Annotated in this window: 23 protein-coding genes and 1 tRNA gene; 8 read left to right on the forward strand and 16 right to left on the reverse strand. The window is 51.6% G+C overall.

Annotated features, from left to right (window positions below; all coding sequences use genetic code 11):
* The 5 genes from GSQ86_RS23740 to gmd all read right to left on the reverse strand — a co-directional run.
* The coding region (locus GSQ86_RS23740) for a glycosyltransferase (RefSeq protein ID WP_158747910.1) at positions 1 to 435 on the reverse strand (435 nt) is incomplete at its 3' end.
* A 60-nt stretch (positions 436 to 495) separates the two neighbouring features.
* Positions 496 to 1431 (reverse strand): glycosyltransferase family 2 protein, encoded by a 936-nt coding sequence (locus GSQ86_RS00010; RefSeq protein ID WP_158747911.1) that lies wholly within the window; start codon positions 1429 to 1431, stop codon positions 496 to 498.
* Positions 1424 to 2140 carry an FkbM family methyltransferase gene (locus tag GSQ86_RS00015; protein WP_158747912.1) on the reverse strand — a complete coding sequence of 239 codons (717 nt, stop codon included), beginning with the start codon at positions 2138 to 2140 and terminating at the stop codon, positions 1424 to 1426. The genes GSQ86_RS00010 and GSQ86_RS00015 overlap by 8 nt, the downstream gene beginning before the upstream one ends.
* A 746-nt stretch (positions 2141 to 2886) precedes the next feature.
* Positions 2887 to 3864, reverse strand: a complete 978-nt coding sequence (locus GSQ86_RS00020) for a GDP-L-fucose synthase (RefSeq protein ID WP_158747913.1) — start codon at positions 3862 to 3864, stop codon at positions 2887 to 2889.
* An 18-nt stretch (positions 3865 to 3882) separates the two neighbouring features.
* Positions 3883 to 4968 (reverse strand): GDP-mannose 4,6-dehydratase, encoded by a 1086-nt coding sequence (gene gmd / locus GSQ86_RS00025; RefSeq protein WP_158747914.1) that lies wholly within the window; start codon positions 4966 to 4968, stop codon positions 3883 to 3885.
* Between the two features lie 1079 nt (positions 4969 to 6047).
* On the opposite strand from gmd, the gene GSQ86_RS23640 reads away from it, so the two are divergent.
* Complete coding sequence (locus GSQ86_RS23640; protein ID WP_256366809.1) at positions 6048 to 6179, forward strand: hypothetical protein; 132 nt, start codon at positions 6048 to 6050, stop codon at positions 6177 to 6179.
* A gap of 200 nt (positions 6180 to 6379) precedes the next feature.
* Here the strand turns inward: GSQ86_RS23640 and GSQ86_RS00030 are convergent, their stop codons facing one another.
* Together GSQ86_RS00030 and rpoZ are read right to left on the reverse strand one after the other, a co-directional pair.
* Positions 6380 to 7165: a hypothetical protein gene (locus tag GSQ86_RS00030; protein WP_158747915.1), complete on the reverse strand. Its 786-nt coding sequence runs from the start codon at positions 7163 to 7165 to the stop codon at positions 6380 to 6382.
* Between the two features lie 265 nt (positions 7166 to 7430).
* Positions 7431 to 7592 (reverse strand): DNA-directed RNA polymerase subunit omega, encoded by a 162-nt coding sequence (gene rpoZ, locus GSQ86_RS00035; RefSeq protein WP_158747916.1) that lies wholly within the window; start codon positions 7590 to 7592, stop codon positions 7431 to 7433.
* 710 nt (positions 7593 to 8302) lie between these two features.
* On the opposite strand from rpoZ, the gene GSQ86_RS00040 reads away from it, so the two are divergent.
* The 6 genes from GSQ86_RS00040 to GSQ86_RS00060 all read left to right on the forward strand — a co-directional run bounded on the left by GSQ86_RS00040 (position 8303) and on the right by GSQ86_RS00060 (position 13951).
* The gene (locus GSQ86_RS00040; protein WP_158747917.1) at positions 8303 to 9115 is read left to right on the forward strand and encodes a hypothetical protein; all 813 of its coding nucleotides are present in this window, start codon (positions 8303 to 8305) and stop codon (positions 9113 to 9115) included.
* A 393-nt stretch (positions 9116 to 9508) separates the two neighbouring features.
* The gene (locus GSQ86_RS00045; protein WP_158747918.1) at positions 9509 to 10612 is read left to right on the forward strand and encodes a hypothetical protein; all 1104 of its coding nucleotides are present in this window, start codon (positions 9509 to 9511) and stop codon (positions 10610 to 10612) included.
* A 1055-nt stretch (positions 10613 to 11667) separates the two neighbouring features.
* Positions 11668 to 11886, forward strand: coding sequence for a PExPT-CTERM protein (locus GSQ86_RS23745; RefSeq protein WP_174239926.1), 219 nt, complete (start codon positions 11668 to 11670; stop codon positions 11884 to 11886).
* Between the two features lie 7 nt (positions 11887 to 11893).
* On the forward strand, positions 11894 to 12859 hold the full coding sequence (gene xrtJ / locus GSQ86_RS00050; RefSeq protein ID WP_158747919.1) for an exosortase J: 966 nt from the start codon (positions 11894 to 11896) through the stop codon (positions 12857 to 12859).
* Entirely contained in the window at positions 12811 to 13476 is a 666-nt protein-coding gene (locus GSQ86_RS00055) for a hypothetical protein (protein WP_158747920.1), read from the forward strand. The genes xrtJ and GSQ86_RS00055 overlap by 49 nt, the downstream gene beginning before the upstream one ends.
* A gap of 208 nt (positions 13477 to 13684) precedes the next feature.
* Positions 13685 to 13951 carry a hypothetical protein gene (locus tag GSQ86_RS00060; RefSeq protein WP_158747921.1) on the forward strand — a complete coding sequence of 89 codons (267 nt, stop codon included), beginning with the start codon at positions 13685 to 13687 and terminating at the stop codon, positions 13949 to 13951.
* Positions 13952 to 15394: 1443 nt separating this feature from the next.
* On the opposite strand, the gene GSQ86_RS23750 is transcribed toward GSQ86_RS00060, so the two are convergent.
* The 6 genes from GSQ86_RS23750 to GSQ86_RS23755 form a co-directional block, all read right to left on the reverse strand.
* Positions 15395 to 15568: a PIN domain-containing protein gene (locus tag GSQ86_RS23750; RefSeq protein ID WP_158747922.1), complete on the reverse strand. Its 174-nt coding sequence runs from the start codon at positions 15566 to 15568 to the stop codon at positions 15395 to 15397.
* 491 nt (positions 15569 to 16059) lie between these two features.
* Positions 16060 to 16434, reverse strand: a complete 375-nt coding sequence (locus GSQ86_RS23225) for a site-specific integrase (protein ID WP_254062032.1) — start codon at positions 16432 to 16434, stop codon at positions 16060 to 16062.
* Complete coding sequence (locus GSQ86_RS23230) at positions 16386 to 16544, reverse strand: hypothetical protein (protein ID WP_254062033.1); 159 nt, start codon at positions 16542 to 16544, stop codon at positions 16386 to 16388. The genes GSQ86_RS23225 and GSQ86_RS23230 overlap by 49 nt, the downstream gene beginning before the upstream one ends.
* Positions 16545 to 17489: 945 nt before the next feature.
* Positions 17490 to 17581 (reverse strand) — tRNA-Ser (locus GSQ86_RS00075).
* 247 nt (positions 17582 to 17828) lie between these two features.
* A complete protein-coding gene (locus GSQ86_RS00080) occupies positions 17829 to 17999 on the reverse strand; it encodes a hypothetical protein (protein ID WP_158747924.1) in 171 nt (56 codons plus the stop codon).
* Between the two features lie 753 nt (positions 18000 to 18752).
* A complete protein-coding gene (locus GSQ86_RS23755) occupies positions 18753 to 18968 on the reverse strand; it encodes an HNH endonuclease signature motif containing protein (protein ID WP_216840954.1) in 216 nt (71 codons plus the stop codon).
* 348 nt (positions 18969 to 19316) lie between these two features.
* Here GSQ86_RS23755 and GSQ86_RS00090 point away from each other — a divergent pair, with 348 nt between their 5' ends.
* Complete coding sequence (locus tag GSQ86_RS00090; RefSeq protein WP_158747925.1) at positions 19317 to 19670, forward strand: hypothetical protein; 354 nt, start codon at positions 19317 to 19319, stop codon at positions 19668 to 19670.
* Positions 19671 to 19727: 57 nt separating this feature from the next.
* Here the strand turns inward: GSQ86_RS00090 and GSQ86_RS00095 are convergent, their stop codons facing one another.
* The 3 genes from GSQ86_RS00095 to GSQ86_RS00105 all read right to left on the reverse strand — a co-directional run.
* Positions 19728 to 20714, reverse strand: coding sequence for an NAD-dependent epimerase/dehydratase family protein (locus GSQ86_RS00095; RefSeq protein ID WP_158747926.1), 987 nt, complete (start codon positions 20712 to 20714; stop codon positions 19728 to 19730).
* Between the two features lie 256 nt (positions 20715 to 20970).
* Positions 20971 to 22386 carry a UDP-glucose/GDP-mannose dehydrogenase family protein gene (locus tag GSQ86_RS00100; protein ID WP_158747927.1) on the reverse strand — a complete coding sequence of 472 codons (1416 nt, stop codon included), beginning with the start codon at positions 22384 to 22386 and terminating at the stop codon, positions 20971 to 20973.
* A 746-nt stretch (positions 22387 to 23132) separates the two neighbouring features.
* Positions 23133 to 25644, reverse strand: a 2512-nt coding sequence (locus GSQ86_RS00105; RefSeq protein WP_158747928.1) for a glycoside hydrolase family 38 C-terminal domain-containing protein, incomplete at its 5' end; no start/stop codon positions are given.

Consider the following 25644-nt stretch of genomic DNA (forward strand, 5'->3'; position numbering starts at 1 on the left):
AAATCGCTCACAACCGCCGGTGTAGTGGCAGCCCCCTGTGAACGCCAGCATGTCATGGAGCGTCCACACAATAGGACATTGGAGTGATTGGAAGTCACGGATCGGAAACGTGCCAGCTCCGATAAAATGCAAATGGACTATGTTCGGCTTCAGTTCACTTATCCTGCGAAGAGTAAGGTTGGGAGCCCAGTTATTGCTCCAACTCACCCTAGCATGGCCGGGGTGCCACTTATTTGGAAGTTTATCGATGTTTTTCATGTAGCGAGCTAGAAACCTATCCAGTGGCCCGGATTGAAATGAGGGAGGCAATGTAGTCCCTTCGTCGAGTGCAAAGATGAGAGAATCTGTACCTAGATCTATTAGATTCTGGTGCAACCGCAGGGCTGCTCTTCCGGCACCTCCTTTTACGCTGTAAGACACATGCACAACCCGCATCTTATTTCCTCAACTGACCGCAATAACTCTGCAGCTTCGCAAAGTTTGACCTGACTTGTGTTACGCCCTTGACGAGCCTCTCAGCAGGGTTCGCGACATTTTTTCTTTCACTTTTCGGAAAAGCGAAGGGACGAAGACGCTCTTCTGCAGCTTCATGGTGCGAGTTTGCCAGCAGGTAATTTCAAGCGGATGGGTCAGGGGAAACGCCATTTTATCCGCTGGGATAGCCGCAATCGGATGCGGATTTGTAGTGTGCGTCGCGCCTTCTCCGAAGCCTATATTCTGGACCAGGTTTTTGGCTGGGAGGATGTTGAGCCAGTTTCGGCTCCAGCACGTGTAAGTCCATTGGTAATCCCAGGTATTCGGCCCGGTGCCATCATACATTCGGTCGAAAATACCTTCCCAGTAAGCTATAACGCTTTGGTTGGGAAAAAGCCTTTCCAACAGATCACCTCGCCTCGCTTCCGGCCAACCTTCCATGCGCTCGTCATATTGTTCCCAGGAACGACGCCATGTAGCCCAGCCCCATATCGGGACGAGCAAACTGAAATAATAGCTGCGCGGATAACGGAAACTGCCTTCATAGTTAAACCCCGCAATCAATCCGACGTGGTAGTTCTCGCGGTAGCGCTCCAGTAATTCTGTGCAGTATTGAAAGAAGCTTTGATCCGGCAGGCAATCATCTTCGAGAATGATTGCTTCCTCAACCAGCGAAAAGACCCAATTGAGACCTGAGATCACTCGTCTGCGGCAGCCCATATTCTCGGCAGCAAAGTTGGTATCTACCTTACAGGGCCAGTCAATCCTGGAAACAATCTGCCTCACCTCAGCGCAGCGTTCTGACTCTCCCAGACGGTCCAGTCGAGGCCCATCAGCAATCACTAGAAGTCGCGACGGACGAGCCTTTGCGATTGCTGCAAAGACGCGCCGCGTCGGCTCCGGGCGGTTAAAGACAATTAATACAACAGGCGTTGTCGTGTCCGGGATATCAGTCACGTTTTCCCCAAATTATTCCCATGTTGTTGCGCCGCGGTTTCAAGCGGATGATCCGAAATCCCAGACCGGAGAGCGCTTTTACAACCTGCCCCACGGATTCGCCGTTGTAGAGATGATATTCCATTCGGACGTTCTTGATCGAATCCCAGCAGTCGACAAGACAGAACATCTCCCATTCTGCTCCCTCACAATCCATCTTAAGCAGATCGACTGAGCCACCCAGTCGCTTGATAGCGGAGTCGAGAGAGATTTGCGCTATACTGCCGCTCCCATCTCCGCTTGGGCAAGTGCGTGCCATGTTGGAGACTGATGCGTCGTTCAGCGTTACCTGCCCAGTTCTTCCTCCGACTGCTTCTGGATAGGCCTTGATGCTAAGTTTATCGATATTTGCGCGAAGCACTGCTTGAATCCGAGGATTGGGTTCATACGCGTGGATGATTGCTTCGGGGTAGTATCCTCTGGCCGCGAGAGAAAAGAACCCCACGTTCGCTCCAATGTCGAGGATGGTTCGCACTGATCCAAGTGCGTGGCCAAGGCCATAAACGTTATAAATGAAACATTCAATGAAATCTGGGCCTACACCCGCCTCGTCTAGATAGTGCAAAGCTACTTTTTCTTTTACGACTCGTATTCGAGACGGCATCTTGAAGTTAGTTCCCCTGAAATAGGGAACACGAAATCTAAATCCATTTAAGGAGTTTTTCGGCATCCAGCGGATGAAACTCCAGGCGCGCCTAAAGTAATCAGTCAAGATCATATTGGCCACACGATATAATGGTGTTTGAGTCTGCTCCCGCGACTGTGATTTGCAATTGACGGAAACGTTTGAAGAGCCAAGATCTATCCATGCATGGCCTCTCGACGGTGCCGATTAGAATGAACTTAACCACCGACACCATCACAGCAGTGACGAGATCCGTAATGTCTGTATTGGCGGATACTCTTGGCAAGTGTTTTCTCAATATCGTTGTGAATCTGCTGAGTCGATCGGCTTAGGACCATAGAGCTGCGCAAGGCGGAAGATCATTCTTCCCATAAATTTTAGATGGTAGGAGCAACACACCCTGAATGCCGTGGATTCTCGATCTGGCAGCCTGATGCCCGGCGTCTTACATTCTCACATTCAGTCCAAATGGCGAGAACACTATCGCCCAGAACACAATCCATGCGTAATCGGCACCGAATGGGGACCCATAGCGGGTTACCGGTGGGCCTTCCACTTTTTTGAGAGCACAGCCTTGAAGCCGACGATGTCCCAGCGCCTGCTCGGCTACCAGTTGCTTCGGCTTGCGGTTCGACTGCCGGCAAAATCGTGGTTATACCCGAAGTGGAAACAGCATGAAATTCTAGATTGCTTAACGAAGGAGCTTCCGATAGTTGATTGATGCGATGTCTCTCCTTCTTCTGTGGCTGAACGCGATGTTTGGAGCGATAGTATCGTATCGCACAATCTCATTACACTGACTGTAGTTGGGCGAAGTCAGAATTACGTAGGGACTCATACACTGAGCGGATACCCTCTTCAAGAGAAATCCTATGCCGCCACCCTAATGCTCTCATGCGCGAGACATCCAATAGTTTGCGCGGTGTCCCATCTGGATGGGATGTGTCAAAGGTAAGATAACCCTCGTATTTTAACACGCGGCAGACTGTTTCTGCTAGCTCCTGGATGGACACATCCTCACCCGTACCGATGTTTATTAGAGGGGGCGCTTCTGCGAATAATAGAGATTCGTATGTTTGATCGGACAGATTCAAAAGGAAGATACAGGCTTCTGCCAGATCATCGCTGTATAACAGCTCTCGGCGAGGCGACCCCGTTCCCCACACGATGATAGCCTTGTCACCCCTGCCCTTAGCTTCTAATGTTTTCCGAATGAGCGCCGGAAGCACATGCGAGGTTTGCAGATCAAAATTGTCATCTGGTCCATAGAGATTAGTGGGCATTGCGGCTAAGAATTTGGTACCGTACTGGCGATTATAGGACCAGCACATCTCAATGCCCGCAATCTTGGCCAGCGCATAGGCACGATTCGTAGCCTCAAGTGGACCGGTCAGTAAATAGTCCTCGCGAATTGGTTGTGGGCAGAGTTTGGGATAGATGCAGCTCGATCCAAGAAAAAGTAGCCGTTTTACGTCGGCACAACGGCTCGCCTCAATAACGTTTGTTTGTATTTCTAAATTGTCGCGAATGAAGTCCGCAGGATACCTGTCATTTGCCAATATCCCGCCTACTCTAGCAGCCGCGAGGAATACATACTCGGGCTTGGTTTCTTCAAATAGGCTGTCAACCGCTCGGCTATCTCTCAGGTCGACCTCGGTGTGTGTGCGCAGGATCAGATTGTTGTATCCAGCACCTTCTAGTCCTCTGCGGATGGCCGAGCCTACGAGCCCACGATGCCCGGCCACAAAAATGCGGTTATATTTGTCCATCTATATTGTTCCCCATTCTCAGGACTCGTGAAAGTTATATGTCGAGAAACCGTGTTTTCGAACTAGCGCATCGCGTTGCGCTGCTTTCAAGTCTTCATCAGCCATCTCATGAACCAGATCTAAAAACGATATGGTTGGCTCCCACCCTAGCTGACGCTTCGCTTTAGAAGCATCGCCCAGCAACGTTTCCACTTCTGTAGGTCGGAAATAGCGAGGATCCACCGCAATAATTACCCTGCCGTCTTTGTCGTATGCACTTTCTTCTGTACCCGTTCCTGCCCAACGAAGGGACATTTCAAGATGCTCGGCTGCAGCATTAATAAAGTCTCTGACGCTATATTGCTGACCGGTCGCTATAACATAGTCTTGGGGAAATTCCTGCTGCAGCATTAGCCACATCATTTGAACGTAATCTCGCGCATGTCCCCAATCACGGAGTGCATCAATATTTCCAAGGTAGAGTGTGTCTTGCAATCCGACTTTGATCCGGGCGAGCGCGCGCGTAATTTTCCGTGTAACGAAAGTTTCACCGCGCAGCGGAGATTCGTGATTAAACAGAATTCCATTACAGGCAAATATCCCATATGCTTCGCGGTAATTGACTGTGATCCAATAGGCGTAAAGTTTTGCCGCTGCGTATGGTGACCGCGGATAAAAGGGTGTAGTCTCTTTTTGTGGAATTTCTTGAACCAAACCGTAGAGCTCTGACGTGGAGGCTTGGTAAAAGCGCGTTTTCTTTTCTAGACCAAGAATGCGAAGTGCTTCGAGGAGACGCAGTGTTCCAAGTGCGTCGGAGTTGGCCGTATATTCTGGTTCTTCAAACGAAACCCTCACATGGCTTTGAGCCGCAAGGTTGTATATCTCATCGGGTTGTACTTGTTGAATGATGTGAGTCAGGCTAGACGAATCGGTCATATCTCCATAGTGCAAAATAAGATGTCGGGTCTTGACATGCGGGTCTTCATACAGGTGATCGATACGGTTAGTATTGAATAATGAGCTCCTACGTTTCACACCATGAACTTGATAACCCTTAGCCAGTAGAAATTCTGCTAAGTATGCACCATCCTGCCCTGTGATACCCGTAATAATCGCCTTTTTCAAGCAGTTAACTCCTCGACCATCCCTAGAATACTTCTCCAATACCGGTTAACTGTGGCACGCAAATCAATCCATGCCAAACAAGTTACGCAAGCTCCGACTGTAATAAGGCGAGAACAAGATTCTAGATTCAAAGTGGTTGAACAAACGTAACAGCAACAACAATTTAGCCAGCACTATCGGCCCGCTGATGCTCCTAAGCGACCTGCGTCATAGGTTATCATATATACTCCAGTCCTCTGTGTACATCTATCCCAAGCGACCTTGCCGCTTCTGAACGCGGGCTCAAAGGTCGTCGCGTGGCATTCCTGAGTTCTAGGACTCGATTTGTTAGGCGGATGTGCAATCTGGGCAATTTGTGAAGTCTCCGGGACAAAAGCGCACTCCCGTCAGCGTCCGCGAGGCGACTGGGAGATGCGGGATATACCTAGAGTCTCCGTTACAGCATGGCGCCTTACAGCAGTTAAACTACCAGATAGCATGCGGGCAATCGATGCGCTGTCGCGGCGGTGGTTCCGTGGATAAACAGCAAGCCTCTAGGGCAAGTATCCTGCCAAAATCCGTTCAGCGCACTCTCGCCACGGGCTCTGCCCCAGCTTCGAAGATAACCCATCGAACAGCTCACCATTTTCCGGTGTCACAGCGGACAAGTGACGACGAATATGGAAGGCACTTCATAACGAGCCAGTCGTCGATTGCGGGAGCGCCACTTCTCACTCTCGGTTGATGCCCGCTCGCCTGGCGTACATCATTTTCGTCGCATCGGCAGAGCACGCATACTAGCCCATGGTGGAGTACAGCGCAAATCTGGCGGGTAATTCTTGATGATTTTTACGAAACCGCTAAACTGGGCATGGCGTATTTGCATACAAGCTAAAATTTATGGCGAGTTCTCTCCGGTCAACAAGTCACTCTACAGGACCATCGCGCACCAAGACCACAAAAGGGCTTTACCATTCCACGTCGTAGCAATCACAAATTGTCCCCTGCATACATGCATACGGCGCCAACGAGAGGCTCTCTGACGCGCAAGCCCTACTTCGGCTTAAAGCAAAGGCAGATCAGGGGTCTCCCAAAGAGCAATGCTTCCTCATGCTGAAATCGTTCACGACATGACCGAAATCGCCGGACAGGAACTGTCAGGCGGCATCAAGCATGCGCCAGACACGCTGAAAGCGGTCCAGGCGTACGCGCAGAAAATCCTCATGGCGTAGCGGAAGACACGTAAGCTTAAGAACGCAGAGATTCTCATGCGCCACACAGCATTTTCGCCTGAACGAAATCCTTTACAATGCTGCACTTGATGACGGGCGAACACTTGAGCTTACTCTGAAATAGCTCGATCAGTGCAATCCGAGCCGAAGTTGCAGGTCTTCAAGCACTGAATACACGAAGCACTTGAGTACGCGCAGGGCTAGATTTTTTTAAACCCGGAAAAACGTAGTTGACGTCTGAGCGGCATGAGTGGTCTTAAGCTCTTCTTAACTGATTCTCGAAGTGTTTGCTTCGCCCATTCGCGAAGACTCGCGCGCCGTGACAGCAAGTTCACAGTATCAATCTGCGATGACCACTTGACTGTGTAGTACGTCTGCTGCGGTACTGATTTGAAAATCTCACTCTGCCACAAACGGCGTGCTCTTACCATCAGATAGGTTGGCCGGCTGTTCGTAAACTCGACGCGACGCCCAAGTTTCTCAGGATCGTCAATGGAGTAACATGGGGCGCCATGATGCGTCTCGCAGACACTCATCTCTTCGACTTCGTATCCGTTCGGTTCGGAAAAAATACGCCAGTAAATGTCAGGACTGAACTGGTAGAAACCATGACCTGAAAAATTGTTGGCTGGAACGACTCCCAGGAAATGCCCGCCAACAGCAACCATTTCCATTGCGTTCTTAATCGCCTGTGGGAAGTTGAAGACGTGCTCAGTCGTCCCACCATCGAATATACAGGAGAATTTGCCCTTGAGAGTGTCAGGGACAGGCTCATTCAGATCGTGAACGATGGTCGCGCCCTCATAGTCGGAGAAATCCATCGATTCGATTTTATGAGCGCCCAATACTTCTAAAACAGGCTCGATGTAGCGGGATTCTTGCGCCCGTACTATCGCGGATTCAATATTGGCGATAGGAGAAAGAGTCTGCGCTAACTCTTTCTTTAAATGATCCGCCGATACGTGGCACCATTGGCGTCCCAGCATGAGAAAGTTCTCATATGAAGCAGTACTTCTGCTTCGTAGTAGCAGCCGAAGACCCTGTATGTCGACGCCCATCTCTTCAATACTCCCTCGTGTGTGATAGCGACGTGAAATTCCGGATCGTACTTCGAGACACCGGCAAAGGACACATGGACTTTCATCCCGTGCCCTTTGCCCACTTTTCGTAGGCCCGGAAAGTTTTATGAGATGGCAAACTTTAGGGTGTCCGCGCCCGCAACTTCGGGCTTCAGAACCGGAGTATCGCTCTTCATATAGTCACTTTACCTGCGGCAATCTCGTCCCGCGCAATCTTGACTGCTTTCCGCAAACGTGAGAGACGACCAGGGGGTGAGCCATTTTGCAGTTGGCGAGCGCGGCGCGCTGCCACAAGAACATAACGGAAAGTTGCTGTCGAACGACTGCCCCACACTCATTGACTCATTCCTCCAATGAAGAACTGCAACTCGTTAAAGTCTACGTTTCCGGATCGAGCAGCCCAAAGGCATTGAATATTGGTCGGACTCGCTCACCTGAATTTTCCTGCCTGCAACCTTCGGCCAGCTTCACCAGGCGATCTATATCTGGCGCCGCCTCTCGTGCCTCGCGATAAAATGCGTTCACTGGCAATGATGGCCAAAAGTTCCTCTTCGGCTAAGCAAGAATATCGTTGACGAGAATATATCTGTATTCGCGGTAATTCACAATCTCCGCCCTAGCCTTATCGCGAACAAATAAACAAACCTCAGCGGCCATGTTTGCTCTCCTTGGTCAGAATCCGCGGCCCAGACCTCCGAGACAACTCTGGGCTGATTCGCTCAAGAAGCACTTTGGATTGACCCGCTCATAGATGGATTCGGCAGCTGCATGAAGTGGGCGGGGCGCGCGCCACCTGCTCCGATCACTTGAAGAATTGGGACAATTCTAGCGCCCTGTCCAGCGCTTGTATTCTTCGCCGTCATGAGAAGATCCCATTCGGACGACTTCAAGCAGTACACTTGTTGAGAGTGGATGGTCGGCTGTACGGAAATACGTACCTACAGTCTTAGCTGTCTCCTGGCAAGAAATAGCCGCTACTCAGCTGATAGTATCGGCGCAGGCGGAGCGCTATTCACAGCGCGAAGAAAGCTATAGGGAGCGGGTATGATTGCGGGAGTCAAGCGTTCAACGGAATCTCTACTCTTCGCAACAGGTCCGTTTGTGGTCCTTCGCCAAACAAGAGGCGCTGAGATACGCGCTCTAATTAACAAATTAAGACCTTTGGATTGCGGATTCGATCTGATTCGAATTGGCGGCAATGGCGATGGCGGATATTTGGTCCCAAACGATCTTGAGGGCATTGAGTATTGCTTCTCTCCAGGTGTCAGCGTGATTGCCAATTTTGAAAATCAATTGGCCGATCGGAAGATCCACTCATTTCTTGCCGATTATTCTGTTGAAGCGCCGCCGATAGATCGGCCTGAATTCACTTTTGAGAAGAAATTTCTGGGGGCCTCCGATGGGGAGAGATTTATCACACTTTCATCCTGGAAGAATAAGTATCTCAAAGACTATGGGAAAGATTTGCTCTTGCAGATGGACATCGAGAGCTCAGAATACGCTGTGGTCCTCAGTACGCCCGAGGAGCTTCTCGATCAGTTCAGAATCATGATTATTGAATTCCACAGTTTGGAGAAAATGTTCGACCCTTTTGCTTTCAACCTGATCTCCAGTACATTCGACAAGCTCCTGAACCTATTTCACGTCGTGCACATCCATCCAAACAACTTTTCTGGACAGTTTAGGCGGGGTGACCTTGTGGTTCCTCGCAACATGGAATTCACACTGCTCAACAAGAAACGAGTGAGATCTACAAAACCTCAACTCCGATTTCCTCATCCGCTCGACGTCGATAATGTACCAAGAAGGACATTGGTATTGCCGAAATGCTGGTACTCAGGATCAACGAGAGACTAAGTATCCAGTTCTCCTACCGAACGCCGTACCTGCGCGAAGCGACTCGCACAGCGTATCTTCAACATCTCCTCTTCCAGGATTCATATCTGCTATCTCCGGCTCAGACCCGAGTTCTCTTCTTCCAACGAATCGGAGCCTCTAGGGTTTCGCTTACTTCCAGATCACAGAACTTGGCCCTCCGTGCGTTGCCTGGCTCACGCCGCCCACTCGCCTACTACTCAAATAGGGCTACTTCGTGCTTTTATTGACAGATAACCTTAAACGGCAGCCGGTCATACGCCAGAACCACGGGCAAGGACCGCCGAGGTAGAGCAAAGCTCAAGTCACTGTTGAGTCTACACAAATGTTGCAAATAATAATGCTGATGCAAGTTCATTTGGAGTGCGCAAAAGGATGATCCGTCATTTCATCGTGGAACGAAATGCATCGCCTCGTGAATGGGACCCCCAAAACCCCGACCCCAAACTTCCCAGAGATTGCCTGTATTTCGGCAAGGCACTTGTTGAGATGGAACAGCATCTGCAGGACGAAGAAATCAGTTGCTATCTCACGTGGGATAACGACTCGCTCCCGGAACTTGGACATCATGTTGTAGCGATTCTTATCGGCGAAGAGAGTGGATTGATTCCGCGCTACGCCCGGCATGTTCGGCTTGTAGCTCGGGTCATGGGTCGCCGCCCGTTCCTTGGGGTGCGTCGCTGGTCTCCCCTCAACCACCTCAAGGTGCTGCTAGCAGCGAAGCATCTACGAAACTGGATGTTTCATCTGCGCAGCTGGGTGCGCTACCAGATCCCACCGTCTTCTTGGCCACCGAAAGTTCACTCGAAGGCCAACATCGCTCATCTCCCTTGGGGATCTGCATCACTAGTCGAGGTGCCCGTGAAGAAGATGCAGGAGCGGAATCGGAACTACTATTTTTCTGGTGGAATAGCAGTTCGTTCAGACTTCAGTTATCGCAAGGTCATTTCCTCGCCTAAGATCCTAGCACGGCAGGCGCTCGTTGATGCAGTCGCGGCAATTGAAAAAAAGCATCCCCATCTCGTTTCGGGGCAGACGATTCGGGTTCACAAGCAGACTTCAACCGGTGAACTGTCTGACATTCGCGATTATGCTCAGCGCCTGATGGATTCGAAAGTGTGTCTCGCTCCCCGCGGGTCGGTTGCCGACACATGGCGCTTCTTCGAGGGTCTGAAGAGTGGTTGTGCTGTCATTACAAATCCCATGCCGGATGAGTGGTACTACCGTGGTGTGCCAGCGATTCAGATCGAAAGTTGGACTGAGTTGGAAGCCGTTCTACTTCCACTTCTTGCTGACGAAGCACGGTTGGAAGAAATGCACGTCCAGTCCTTGCGTTATTGGGATCAAGTGTGTGGAGAGAAAGCGCTCGGGAGATACCTCGCCCAAACAATCTCTGCGGCTCACTCTGACGAAGTGGATCCGCCCCTAATTCTTGAAGCTATGATCGGTACGATCCAGCCCGGGTGCCAGAGCACTTAAAACACGCAAGGACCTGATCAGTTTGAAGGGGTTCAATTGATCGTCTGTTCTATGATCTTTTGTGTGCCACAAAGTGACCTCCCCATTTACGGTTGTACCCCTGACCGACAGCGATTCAGCCGCAAGTTTCTTGTCAGTAATCCGGAGCCTTGACGAATTTTTTGCCCGGTCATCGGGTCAGAACCGCCAAAGAGACGCTCCATCTGCTCTGTTGCATTAAGTGAGAGAACGGCCTATGCCACTACCAAAGGTTCGACATCATGCGCCTGATTCGGCGCCGTCGTTGTCTCTTGTGCAAACCTAAAGTCGAGGGCGAAATCCAGCTCGTTAACAACTGTCAGTCAGGCATTGCCTCGCTGTTGTGTGACCGCACTAGTAAAGCGGCGGAACACACTATCGCTTTCCTTGACTTAGCCCGGCAGGTTTTCTTGATCCGGATTACACTCGTCACAGTCTACGCATTCCTGGTTCCCGAACTGGTCAAAGTCATCATTACGATGCCGATGGGCGACTCAATTGAGTTGATCGGGGAAGGCATTCGCAAAAATTGTAGGAAGAGTATTTCTCAACATGGCGTGATTACCGTTCACACCGACCGAAAGGTTGCTTGTTCCCGCAGTCTGCAGCCTGCAAGCAAAGCGCGATTCCCGCGCCGGATAAACATAACTTTTGCGTAACTATTTCTGAAATGATGAACTTGCACGTGACACTCTCTAGGGACAAGAGTGGAAATGACTTCAGCGGCGTTGAGTCGCTCCAAGCAAGTCAGTACCACTTCAATCGAGCAATTTTGACTTTCCGGGGCTCGGAGTGCGGTTGAAAGAGCCGCAAAAAAAAGCGGCGAGCGTAAAAATTACGATATCAGCAGATTACCAACCGCTTATGAACGGCAGCATTCAATTCGGGACCAAGAAATATTCATGGACCTTGTAGCAGAACACTGTCATCAGCTCAAAAGACAACTACAGGAAATTTTTCGACGGCAATTAGAATAAAGTCTATTTGTTGGCTGATGCAGTGCTGTATTCTTATGTTTCTATCCTTAAGTAGCGTACGTGAGTCCTTCAAGTCAGGTTAAAACTAACATTGGAGATATCCCATGCAAAGGAAAACGTTCGTTATTTATTCTGACGACCAGAAACGCATTCGCGCTGATTGGCGGCTGCGTCCATTCGCCGGAAGATCCTACAGTTGTAATGGCTCTGCTGGACGCAGGTGCTGCTGCGGCTCTCTTTTTGATGTCACGGATACGGTCGCGCAGAAATACGAAGTGAACTGAACATGGCTCCGCCGACAACTCTTCCGAATCGGCAGGCAGAATGGGCCAGCACACCCGGGGAAAAAGTCTCCTTGGACTGGCGGGTGTTGTCGGCGATTCTGCTCGTCGCAGCGATTGGGCTCTGGTGGATGCTTGGACCACAGGCGCAGATTCTGTGGAGCCTTTGGACCTCAAATGGTCTGGATTCCATCGGCGCCCTGATTCCTGTAGCATCCATAGTTCTTGCATACCGCGCTTGGCGCGGAAAGCAATGGAAGAAAGGGGGCACCTGGTGGGGGCTCGTTCTTTGTGCCGCGGTGCTTCTGCTGGTGTGGCTGATGAAGGAGCAGGGTGCTCCCCTTCTGGCATATCAACGCATAGGACTTCATCTGCTTCCGATTGGGTTGTTGGTCTTTCTCTATCTCAGCGGCGTGGTTCTGCTGTTTGGAGGATATGAAGCATACCGTGCGGCTTTTTTCCCGATATTCTTGATGCTGTTTCTGAACCCCGCCCCGAATTTTTTTACGCACTTTATTGATCTGCCTCTGCAGTATGCAGGAGCCCACACGGCACGCGCGTTTGCACAATTGATCGGCGTTCCGCTGGCGGTGGATGATTTGCGGCTGATGTTCTCGCCCGCCCTCGGCATGTTTATTGCTCCCGGATGCAACGGACTGCGTGGCGCAGTTGCCATGGGCCTTATGACGATGATCGCAGGACATCTGTATGGTCTGCCTCTGAGGCCGCGGGGAATTTATGTTGTCTCTGGTGTTGTGCTGGCCTATCTACTGAACCTGGTGCGGCTCTGCGGACTTGTGCTTTGCTACAAGGCTGCACTTGGCTTTGGTCTGCTTGCCCGGCATATGGAGGCGGCAGATTATTTTTTGGGAAGCATGGTCTTTTTCTCGGGTGCGATTTTTGTTTTTGTGGTGCCACGAAAATGGAAAATCTTCAAACAATCCGCAAGCTTGTACCGTTCGCGACTCTAGTGGTGGTGCTCGCAGGAGTACCTCATTTTCTGCTTGACCGGAAGCCGAGGGTCAACCAGACCGCAGGTCGTTCGTATGAATATCTGCTTCCTGAAGAGATTGGCCAGTTCCACGTGTTGAATCGATGGAAGAACGCGATTGAGCAGGGGGCGATTTATCAGGATCGGAACGCTAAGCAGGTTGTGCAGTTCGACATCAGGATTAATTCGCCGGGAAGTCATGACGGCCTAAGCTGCTACTTGGCGCGCGGCATGTCGCTTCAGAGCCTCCAATTCGAGCATTTGCAGACTGCTGATTCAACAGCGAATTTCGAGGTGGATTTCATTGGCGACCAATCGCTGAACGGCCTTGGTCATTCCGTTCTTTTTATTGCCTTGACGCAATGTGACGCCGAGGTGTGCACTCAGGTACCCGCTCCGCTGAGCACAGGACTTCAGGTGACATGGTTGCGACCCGCAAAGGTGGAAAACGATGTCGAGGATCCCAGAGTTGTACCGTTGTCGATTACATTTCAATCGTTCGATGCCGAAGGGCCGGATCAAGCACTGCTACAGTTTCGTGAGCTCATGTCGAATTTTAAGCTTGTTCCTCTGCGCGAGCTTTCTGTTGTGAATTGACATATCGGCTCGCCTCACGGCCGATCCGATTCGGCGAAAATCCTAAGTGTCATACATATCGCGATTAGTTGATTGTGCGTATCGAGAAAACGCGCAAAATTTACGAATCTGCCCAGACTCGGCATGTCTAGCAGCACCGCAGCTACCGAATTCCGTAACCTTCCGCCCTCAACGGAATCAGAGACCCACCCTCGGCGTATTTTTGAGGATGAAGCCCTCAGGGAATAGGCCGACAGCATCCGTAACCGAGGCGTTCTTCCGCCTCTACTTGTGCGGCCTTTTAAATGAACGGAGCTTCGAGATTGTTGCAAGAGCACGACGCTATCGCGAAGCCCAGGTGACAGAAGGCGATAGTGTGCGCGTTCGCATCGTCAATCTCACTGACGCGGAAGCACTGGAGGCACAGTTGATTCAAAGCCTTCAGCGTGATGATGTTCATCCGTTAGAGGAGGCGCGGGGTTCCGTGCTCTATTGAATGAAGTTCCATCTTCTTGAATGCCGGCGTTGCCGTCAATGACGCTGTTTTGGCACCCTGCCCTATGGTTCACTGTTTAGGAATATTGCGGCTTTGAGAACTCCGTATGGTCCCCTAGTTGTCGGTCGCGTGGGTCAATCCAAGCTGTCTTCCTCTTCGCGAGGATAGTTAAACTTTCGGACAGCGCCCGGAGGGTCACGATTTATTATGTCTGGAAACCCTTCTCCAACTTCGCGTTCGGATGCAGGATCTTCTTCAACCACGGATATTGAAATCTGGCGACGCAACTAACGAAAGCCCATGCTGGAAAGAATAATCTAGATCAAGAACGTCCGCAGACTCACAATTGTGCCGCGGTCGGCGACATCACATTTCGGCCCTGCACTAATATTTGCGGAAAACGCACGTGGCAAAATGATGCGCTGCGATATTCGCTGTTTAAAAACGACCCTGCGATCGTGATAGGCCGTTCGACTCTTGGCAGTACGAATCGCCGGGGATACAGTTCTGGAGCACTTATGGGCTTATCACCTTCCGCAAACGGCGGATGGACCGGAACGTCACCGGACATTGCCATTTTCGATAGCACATACATAAAAGAAAACGTGTACGCCGGAGATGCTGTCTATACAGAGCACCACCGCAATCTTTATCGCATAATCATTGGAGTCCAAGGCGTTGCTTTGGCCCCGCGGTAAATGATCTAGATGATCTGATTAGGAATAAGAACACGGAAATCAAAGCCGCATCCACACCGTTTCCGCCACACCTTTGCGCGTATCCTTCTTCAAAAGCCCTGCGTCACAGTCAGGGAAGTTGTTTGAGCTTTTGGGCAACACTGAAGACGCAATTCTTGAAATATTACGCGGCGTAGTTTCATGAGAGGCAGGAGAGATTAAGTCGAGTATTGCAGGAGGCATTTGCTGAGACGCCAAAGCCCAAGATCGGCGCAATAACGAGCTCGATGTCTCAATCAGGCGTTCGACAGGCGCATGTGAATCCTTTCAGCAACACTTGCCGGAACTGAATAGGTCGTGTGGGTCTCTCAACGGCCCATTCTCACTTTAATAACGTCCGGCTCATTGACCAGCATTTTTCGAATCGTCTCACACCCAAGAGACCACATCTCAGCGAGATCGCCAATTCTGTAATACTTCTCAAATGTGCCATCTGGAACCATAAACTCAATTGTCGTGCGATCCCATAGGTTTCAGCTTCTATAGGTTGTTCGCCCATACACTCTGGCTCTAAAAATGCCGTCAGAAGTAGGCAAAACCGTGTTTGTATTTGGCTAGCGGACGTTTTGTTTGCGATCAGAGTGTGATCGACAATGGTGAAATCCTGATCGCGCCAGGAATTGCCGATTTCCAAGCAACCTCCAGGTCTGACAGACCAACAGCTCCGATGATCGCCACCCCACTTCTCAGGCCATTCCAGAATCGCTCAGCGGCGTTGCGCTGAAGTTTGTGATGAAGCCAGCGTCCACGTCTCGACCAGGACGTGATCCGAAGTGACCAACAGCCCTCCAGACCTGAGAATTGCTTTGGCGCGAGCATTGCTGCGATCGGACGAATCTACCGCGGCATACCAGATCGATGTGTCGACAAATAGGTTCACAAGTATGCGAAAAATCAGCGACGCTGAGTCTTTCTGTTTCTCAATGCCTCAGCGATCATAGAATTCTTATCCCTAGCGATATCTGTCCCACCGGAATTGCCGGTATCGAAAATGCGATCGACTTCGATGCCGGTTTATTCAAATACGTTCCTTTGCAGTGTCCGCAGTTCAGTCCGGCACGTTTGGCCGGGCGTTTCAGGCGGTCGAGCATGTGCCTGTCTCGCATGCCTCCGTTGAGCCCGCGACCGACATTGTGATCTGAGGTAGGGAATATGAAGAAACTTTTCGCGTACCTCTTCCTGCGCTTGAGCAAGAGTTTCACAAGGGCGTCAGGGATGGGAACACTGCGCTCCTGATAGTTCTTCGGCTTGAACCCGAACTCATCCTTAGCTGTGACGCTGAGAGTCTTCGCGGACGGATTGAAGTCGGTCCACGCTGCGAAACCGAGTTCCTGATCGCGGAACCCCGTCAGTCGGAAAGTCTGGAACAGCTCATATTCCTCCTCGCCCGCCGCCTTCGAACAGCTTTTTCATCGGCTTTTGCTGATACAGGCGCGGCTGCCGCTCAGTGGTTCTTGGCCAACCACTCGCCTCCATCTTCACTTTGGCGCCATGTTTCCGGGCGAATGATAGTACGATCACACCTTTATCGGTGGCAGTCTTTCCGTTGAGACTTTTCTCGCGCTCCAGGTGACGCATGAAAGCGATGATGTCTTCACGCTTCACTGCCTCGATGTGCGAGACCCCGGCGAAGTCCACGAACTCATTCAGGGCGTTCCGATACTTTAGAAAGCTCTTGTGGCTGAGGACAGTATCTTTCAGGTAACGCTCAACAGCAGCGCGAAGCGTCTCTCCGCCGCTCTTGATCTGAGGCGCATCTCTACCTCCGCTCCCTCGGCACGGAGCGCTAGAACGTGGCTCTGAACGTGCAGAGCATCCATCGCCTGCCGCCAGTTCGAGCCAACTGACTTCAGCAAGCGCTTCTTTCCTTCCCACCATTCGATATAGTAGGGAGCCGTCTGTAACCTTCGTGGACTTGCCTCCGATGAGAACGTGATCCTGAACAAAGCGAAGGCCGTTACGCACGACAGGCGCAAACGTCCACGTACCATCGATCTTCACTTATCGCTTGAGATTGACTGATGGAGTCTTACCATGCCGGGTTTGCATAATTTTACCCACGAGCGAACTCCCCTCGATATTTTGCGGCTGCCGGGATATATAGTTCGCGGTGTGCTGATTCAGGAGTATCTACGAGTTCCCAGATAAATCTGTTTCCCGTTGACTACTATGCGCGCAACCCATCCAGTCCCCCGACTAGCCCTGTGAACGCCTTTGTATCCGCTGATTCCATCACGGTGTTTACGCTGATTGTGTTGTTGGTTCTGCTCGCGCGTTGCAATACGAAGATTAGAACGCCGATTGTCAAGCGTCCGGCTCGGCTCTTTATGTTCGCCTATTCTCGGATCGTCATGCGTCAGGCCAAGAATTTCCCGGTGCATTCTGATTTTGCGGCGTTTTCCGTTGATCGTTGCAGACCAACGAACGGCATAGTAGCTCTGCGTAAATTCTGACCACCGAGCACACCATTTGTGGCGATTGAGCCATACGTAGTCGTCGGCATCTACGATGGCACTTTGCCCCCTTAGAAAGGGGAATAGCGCGATAATCTTTCTGTAGGGATGTCATAGTCGCTCCAGTAAGCGATTAGGCTTTGTGCCGGGAGTTCGCGCTACCGAAAGCCCCGATAGTACCAAACCCTTAGTATCGATGGTATCTAGTTTCTGCTGTTTGTGTGTCGTAATTTGTCGCAGCGTGTCTTTAAGTCGGGAATGGCGATTGTGTTAACAGGGTCGGTTATTGGGATGTTTTGAACTTAAAAGTGTTTAAGTCCCCTGTTATCTGATGTTACTTAAATGGGATGGCGGAGAGGGAGGGATTCGAACCCCCGATACCCGTAAAGGTATGCCTGATTTCGAGTCAGGTGCATTCAACCGGGCTCTGCCACCTCTCCGTGGTTAACTTCCTTTATTTATATTATTTACATGATACTCGTGCAAGGCTTGTTTTGCTAGAAACGCAATGGTGTCCCTTTAGTTTCCTGAGTTAACCAGCTTGTCTACAGCCGATGCCTGATGCTCGGGAGCGAGATGGGAATAGCGCATGACCATTTGCAGCGTCCTGTGTTCGAGCAGCTCAGCCACGGTGCGCAGATCTACTCCGCCATCACCAGTCTACTGGCACATATGCCGGTTGCAATGCTAGGTATACCCTTCAATCTCGGCCTCGTCGAGAGCGGTGGAAAACCAGCCGCTGGATCCCTGAAGACTATCCCCGCTACGAACGGAGGGATAAACCGGGTCGTTCCCTCTGATCGTTCCAACACCATGCAACTGCGTCAGAGCTGCCAGTGCGATCTGCGCGGCAGTCATTTTGTAACTTCCTCAGGCATGACCAGGACAAGACAAAAGGCGCGTATATCGCCGGTCTCGCCTCAGCGTCGATCACTTTTTTAGCCCGCGTTTATGCGCGCTATCGCGAAATCGAAACTGATAAACAGACTGAAGATCTGCTTGCCTTGCAGCAGAAAATAAAAAGCTTATCGAAAAGCTGGCACGACTTTGACCGGCGGAAATAGTTTGCCGCTGTCTATTACCCAATTATTGACGGCCATCACGTGATGACGATTCGTCACTTTGGTGAAGAACCCATGACCTTCAACGTTCAGGATCGGATGGCCTTTCAAGTCTCTTTTGAAATGTTAAGTAATTCATGGAACGAGACCATTGTCTGCTCCAAGGTGGCAGGAGAGCTTCTCTTCGCACTAAATGTCTGGCGATTCGAAATGGGACAATGACGGAACGTCGAGCCGAGAGATATTGTTCGAAGAAATTCATCCTCGCTACCCCCGCGACGCCGAAGAGAACGTAGATTGGACGTTGGGCACTATAGATAATTCCGGTTTCACTCTGTCCACTGAAACGCCCGAAGAGACAATCAGCCGGCAGTTGCAGATGCGTGATCCCTCTGAACGCTAAAAGACGATTGGGAGTTCAGCCAATCAGCGCAGAGCACGCAATAGGACTGAGTTGCGATGGTAATCGAAGAATGCGCGCTGTCCGTGGCTGAAGCCGCCCACATTGACCGCGCGTTCGGTATCGATTCGCATTCGCCGCAAGGATTCGTTATGTGCCACAGGCGAGATTATCAGCCCTTCTTGCATCTTCAAAGCTGATGAAACCGCGGTCGGACAGGTGATCAATAGTCGGGGTAAGGAGGAGTCCGTTCTCTCCGTTCAGCCGTTCTTCGTTGCTTAAATCCCGCCACGGCTTGCAATGGCTCGCCCGCAGGTGAAGGGGGTTTTCAACCTTTGTCACACGGCAAAATCTCTCGATGCGCATGACGCGATCTTTGAATAGCGCCTGCCCTCTTCGCGCGACGGTCAGTGGATTGCAACATTCATGGCCATCTGCTCGTCGTACTTTCTGTCAGATCCCTTAAATTTTTCCACTGGAATACTTCTGTGCGTTTATTTCGATCTTCAATTCGGCAGCCTGCTGAAGATCAATACCTGCTTTGTCAACGAATCGAATGAGACAAAGAAGGATATCTTGCAAGCTCCTCCTGTGCCTTAGTTCGAATGTCCGGCTGCTGGAAGTCAGCCCATCCCTTTTCACCTCGTGACCAATGAAAGATCTAGAGCAATTCCGAGACTCCACGGCGAGGGCGGAGGCGAGATTCTTAGGCGTGTGAAACAGATCCCAATCGCGAGCAAATGCAAATGCCTGAAGGCAAATCGCAAGCTTTTTGTCGTCGATCACAAACTTCCCCTTCCAACCACTGGGCTTCGCCGTCCCAAGCCACTGGTGGTGTTCTTATTCACATGGGTACGCGCCGCGCGCGACGAAGATTACAAGCAGATCGTGGCAGGTAATCAAGGCTGGTCGCGTACCCGCGCAGCGAAGATGCATAGCATTCGAATGATCGCAGATGTGGACAAGATCAGCGTGTCGTGCGTGGGACCAAAGATATCCCGGAGCAAACAAGTATTTGTCGACATGGTCTGGAAGGTAGTTGGAGACCAGCAGAATCTTCATGCGTGATTTGATCGTGCTAACCCTCTGCGAGTCTTCGGTGCGGATGCTGGCAGCCGCGGCCATCTATCTCGCGAGCGCCAACATTTGGCTCTCAATCCATTCATAGGTCTTTGCCATACCATCTCTTAGGCGGATCGAAGGCTGCCATCCGAGAGAGTTGAGGATTTTCGTATTATCGCTGTTGCGTCCGTTCACTCCTTTAGGAGCGTCCAGCTTATATTTTCTTTCGAGCTTCACGCCTGCAATTTCTTCTACGATATCGACCAGCTGGTTGATCGTGACCAGTTCGTTGCTGCCGAGGTTCAACGGCTCGCGGATATCGCTTTCGAGAATTGCCTGAGTTCCCTTTGTGCAATCGTCGATATACATAAAGCTGCGTGTCTGGCGACCATCTCCCCAGATTTCGATTTCATGCCTTCCCGAGATCTTCGCCTGGATAACCTTGCGGCAAATGGCCGCCGGAGCTTTCTCCCTGCCTCCGTCATAGGTCCCGAGAGGTCCGTAGACATTGTGATAGCGCGCGACGCGCGTCTGCAATCCAAAATCTTCTTCAAAGTGGCGGCACATGCGCTCGCTGAAGAGCTTCTCCCATCCATAGCCGTCCTCTGGCATGGCTGGATAAGCGTCTTCCTCTTTCAAGGGCACAACATCAGCTGTCTTCTGCTTATCTCCGTTGTATACGCAGGCTGATGACGAATAGAAGAAGCGCTCCACGCCAGTGTCTTTGGCGGCCAAAAGCATATGCGTGTTAGTCAGTACACTCAACATGCAGAGCGCTTTATTATTTTCAATGAAGCCCATGCCCCCCATGTCGGCTGCGAGCTGAAACACCACGTCCATTCCCGCCGCGGCTGCATAGCAGTTATCCTTATTGCGCAAATCTAGAGAAAGATTCTCGACTGCCTCACTGGACTGATACCACGTATCGAACGGCTTTGCGTCGACTGCGCGCACGACATTCACGCCGTTGTTGAGGAGATCATGAACAAGGTGGCCTCCGATGAAGCCACCAGCGCCACAGACGAGCACCTTCTCGCTTGTTAACTTCATCCGTCACTCCAGGTAAAACATAAGCTTGAGCTGAGGGCTTTCGTTCTGCCTTCGAATTAAGTGCCAACCACGTCAAACAGAATGTCAATAAACCGCAGGTGTCGGGAGATTGAGTCAGTTTGCTTTTACAAAACAGCGAAGAATGACTTCGAGTTCTACAGGAATCTACTTACTTCTTAAAGGATGCATGTTATTCAAATAAATTGTGCGGCGGCGGATGATAGATCAAAGACCGCCGCGTTTTGAACATCCAAGTTTAGGGCAACTTCTGTAGCAAAGCCGAGTCCCGCTGATGGGCCGTTCCAGGCCTGCCGATGCTCAAATAAGTAAAGCCCTTTACAGCCATGGTGGCTGGGTCGAAGAGATTGCGCCCATCAATCACAACCGGATAGCGCAGCGTGTAGTGCAGACGATCCAGGTCGATCTCCGAAAACTCCTGCCAATCCGTCAGGATCAGCAACGCATCCGCGTCGCTTGCAGCTTCATAAGCGTCCTTTGCATATGAAAGAGCGCCGGACGGCGGCAGTACCTTTTTGGTGCGCTCGATGGCGAACGGGTCGTATGCCGAGATGAAGCAGCCTTCATTTAGCAGATCCGCAATGAGATCAATAGCAGGAGATTCGCGAATATCATCTGTCCCGCCCTTGAATGCCAGCCCCAGCACGCCCAGTTTTTTCCCTCGAAATGTCCAGAGTGCCGAGCGAACTTTTCGAAAGAATCGCTTCCTCTGTTCGGTATTGATTTTTTCCACTTCACGCAGCAATCCGAAATCGACGCCGATCTGCTCTGCCACATAGCGGAAGGCCGCTACGTCTTTTGGGAAACAGGACCCGCCGTAGCCAATGCCGGCTTTCAAAAATTTCGGGCCGATTCTGCCATCAGAACCAATCCCCTTGGAGACCTGTTCCACATCTGCACCGACCGCCTCGCAGATATTCGATACAACATTGATGAAGGAGATCTTCATCGCAAGAAAGGCATTGGATGCGTGCTTAATAAGCTCCGCCGCTTTCGTCGAAGTCTGCAGCAGAGGAGAAGGCTCCGTTGCGGAGCGCTCGCCTGGTACAGCGTTAACAGATTGATAATATCTGCCTGAATTCAGAGGCTCATAGACGGCCCGCAGGAGATTTCCAGCCCGCTCGCTGTCGACGCCGATAACAACTCGGTCCGCGTGCAAAAAGTCCACGACCGCTGTACCCTCGCGCAGAAACTCGGGATTCGAAGCAACATCGAACAGCTCTCGCGGCACGCCGTTGCGCTCAATCACACGGGTGATCCATTCATTGGTGTAGACCGGCACCGTGCTCTTCTCGACGATGACTTTATATTCAGTAATCGATCGCGCAATCTGACTTGCTACCGCATCCACATAAGACAAGTCTGCGCTGCCTGTCTGGCTCTGCGGCGTACCTACCGCAACAAAAATCACCTGGGCACGTTGAGTGGCGCTGTGCAGGTCCGTCGAAAACTCCACGGAAGTATTACGATGACGATCCAGAAGCTCGGGTAGATATTCTTCATGAATAGGAATTTTGCCGTCACGAAGCTGCGCAATTTTGGACTCGTCGTTATCCACGCAGATGACGCGATGTCCAATCTCCGCGAAGCAAACAGCTGCGACTAACCCAACATATCCTGACCCGACAACAGCAATAGTAATCTGTTCATTCATAAGTGATTTCCTCAAGTGGTTGGAGGAGCGGCTTTTACGCCTTCGATCTCTCGTTTCATTCCAATAGAGTTACATCTCTAGATTAACCGATAATTGCATGATTATCGTTGTTGGCAAGTGCGGATGTAGGCCGGTAATTTGCGTTGCATCACGCACAGTACCATCGAGTTGATATGCGGTCCGCGTAATCGTGGAAAACTGGTTGACCGTTGGGTCCATCGTTGTAGTTACAATGCTCGCCCCAAGGGCATCGTAAGGCAGCTGCCTTTCTGGTCTTGCCCACCCGGCTCTATCTGCTTGGCAAGGCAGAAGACATGAGAAAACCGGATAGGACCGCGCTGGACCACAATGTCCTAAAGCGTGATCACGCCAGCCGCGCCACCTGTCAACCCCGGAGCAAAGAGCATCCGATTGGTCGGGAGCATCCAGGTAAGGAGTCCAACGCTCAGCAGCAAAACGGAAGATCGATAAGATAACGACGCTGCGGTTTATGAACACTGGCTCCAAGACGCCGCGCATGCGACGAAGGACCTTCCCCCAAACGGTATGCTGCGAATTGATGGGTGTGTTCATTGGCAAATCTCGCCATCTGGGGGTCAAACAGCTATCTGCCTCAAAGATAACGGACATGTGTGGGTCGGTCAATCAAAACGAACGCCAGGTGTTTCTTTGTGTACGTAATAAAAAAGCTGAGCCAGCATTTGATCGCTGCTGGCTCGGCTTTTCTGTTGTGCGTTCTGTACGATCTAGTTGCCGTGTGGGTAGTCCACGCGTACTGCGAGGATTTCGTACGGCTTGATCGGTACCGTTACGTGACCGCCTGTGATCGTCAGAGGCGAGCCCTGTGGCTGTTCGAGCAGGTTGGTTTCAGTGGCGGCGGTAGCTCCGGCTGGTAACGCAATCTCCACGTCCGCCTGCTTCCCTGCCCACTCATACATGTGCAGAACCAGAGCATCGCTGTCTTCGGCCTTCTTCATCGCCGTCAACACCACGTTCTCAGGCTTGACGGAAACAAAGGAGTGCTCCAGAGGAAGCGAACCGGTGTGAGCTTCCACCTGCACCGCCTTCAGCTTGTAGTTGTATTCGTAACCGTGGCGGACCGTTAATGCCTGTTTCCAGTCTCCGGCATGCGGATACAACGCGAAAGTAAAGTGCTGGTGACCGCGATCTGCAACGGGATCGGGCCAGGTGGGCGAGCGCAGCAATGAAAGACGAAGCACATTGCCCGCGTCGTCGTAGCCGTACTTTGTGTTGTTCAAGAGGCTGAAGCCATGCTGTCCGTCGTTCTGGTCAGCCCAGCGCAGCGCCGGAACTTCAAACTGTGCCTTGTCCCAGCTGTTGTTGCGGGTAGTCGGGCGCTCAATGCTTCCGTACGGAATTTCATACGTCGCCTTGTCGCTCGTTACCGCCAACGGAAACGCCGCTTTCAAGAGGATGTGGTCTTCGTGCCAATCGATGTCGTTGACCACGTTGACTTCATCGGAGTTGGAGGCAAGCTGAATCTCTTGCACGAACTTCGATTTTGACCAATGGCGCGTCACACGAATCGAAGCCATTGCTGGTCCCTTTTCGACCAGCTCAACCGAATCGGCTTCGGTCAGCTTGGTCGGAGGAACATCCAGCGTGCCCGGATCGATATTCCACGCGTCGTAATCCTTCGGCGTGTCTTTGAATGCCTGCAGTTCATTGCCGCAAGCGCCCGAAGCCAGCGTCTCGAAGTTAGCTTTCTTATCGAAGAGGCTGGTGATGCAGCCGGTGGTTTTATCCACCGTCACGCGAACATCCGCGTTTTCGAGCGTCAGCCCATTCACCTTCAAATCGCTGGTGAAAGGCTTCGTGCCCGGAACCACATGCAGCACTTCATAGCCCATGGACGGCACATTCTTCGCCTCCACAAGCAGCTTGTATGAGTTAGTTTTTTCGTCCTTCGATACCTGAAGAGCAGGCAGAACATGCCCCTGAGCATCCAGAACCGAAAGGCCATTCGGAGCCGCATTCGGCATCTGCACATTCACTTCCACCGGTCCGGACCGCTCCCATGCCAGCGGATTAAACACCAGCACCGGAACTTCATTCGCACCCTTCACCGCCGAAGCAGTGTTGATCCGCGCCGAAATCATTTTCAGCGACTGATCGGAAATCGCCGAGGTCTCCAGCCGCGTCTTGTCGAACTGATCCTGCGCTTCCTTGTAGATGATTCCGATGCCCGAGCCCGCTGCGAGGTCATGGAAATCGTTAAACGTGATCGTCTTCCATGCATCCGTCAGCTGATCGTTGGGATAGGCCTTGCCATCAAGCCATGCCAGCGAAGCATACTTCTCGGCGTTGAGCGCCCATTCCTCGCTGTTGCGCATGTTGGCTTTGTGATTGGCCTGCGTTGTCTGCACGCCGCGGTGATACTCAAAGTACAGCTCGCTCTTCCATGTCGGAATCGCAATCTGCCCTTCAGCAGGAGTTTCCGGAGCCTTGTAGCCCTTCATGATTGAGAAGTAGTCCCACGTCGGCGACTCGGGAGAAACCTGCTTCTCCACAGTGCTGAAGAACGTCTGTGCCGTTCCGAATTTGTAATGCGGAATGACCTTATTCGGCTCAGCCCAATGGTTGCCCTCGTCCAGAACCGCGCGGGTTGGGCCGCCGCCGTGGTCGCCGATGCCATAAAGATCCATCATCTCGGTCATGCCTGGCGAGCGTTCCCGTGCCGTAGCCAGATCAGCCGACAAACGCACAGGATTCAGGTTGTTGTTCGCATAGTCATGCGGAAAATAAGCCAGCACCTTGCTGCCGTCCGGCGATTCCCACCAGAAAAGCTTGAACGGCAACTGGTTCGTATCGTTCCATGTCATCTTCTGGGTTACGAAATAATCCACGCCCGACTTCTTGTAGATCTGCGGCGTCTGCCAGTTGTACCCGAACGAATCCGGGTTCCAGCCAATCCGCACATCAACGCCATATTCCTTCTGGTAGAAGCGCTTGCCCAGCAGCAATGAACGCGCCTGCGACTCGCCATCCGGCAGGTTCAGATCAGGCTCGACCCACATGCCCCCGACCACTTCCCAGCGGCCTTCTTTAATGCGTTTCTTGATCTCGTCATTCATCGCCGGATACTTGTCGGCCATCCACTCGTTGTACTGCGCAGCGGATTGCGTATAGGTGTAATCCGGGTATTCATTCATCAACTGCAGTGCGGTTGAGAACGTACGCTTCACCACATCCACTGTCTCCGTCCACGGCCAGAGCCATGCGGCGTCGATATGGGAA

Source organism: Acidobacterium sp. S8 (genome assembly GCF_009765985.1).
Classification (GTDB): Bacteria; Acidobacteriota; Terriglobia; order Terriglobales; family Acidobacteriaceae; genus Alloacidobacterium.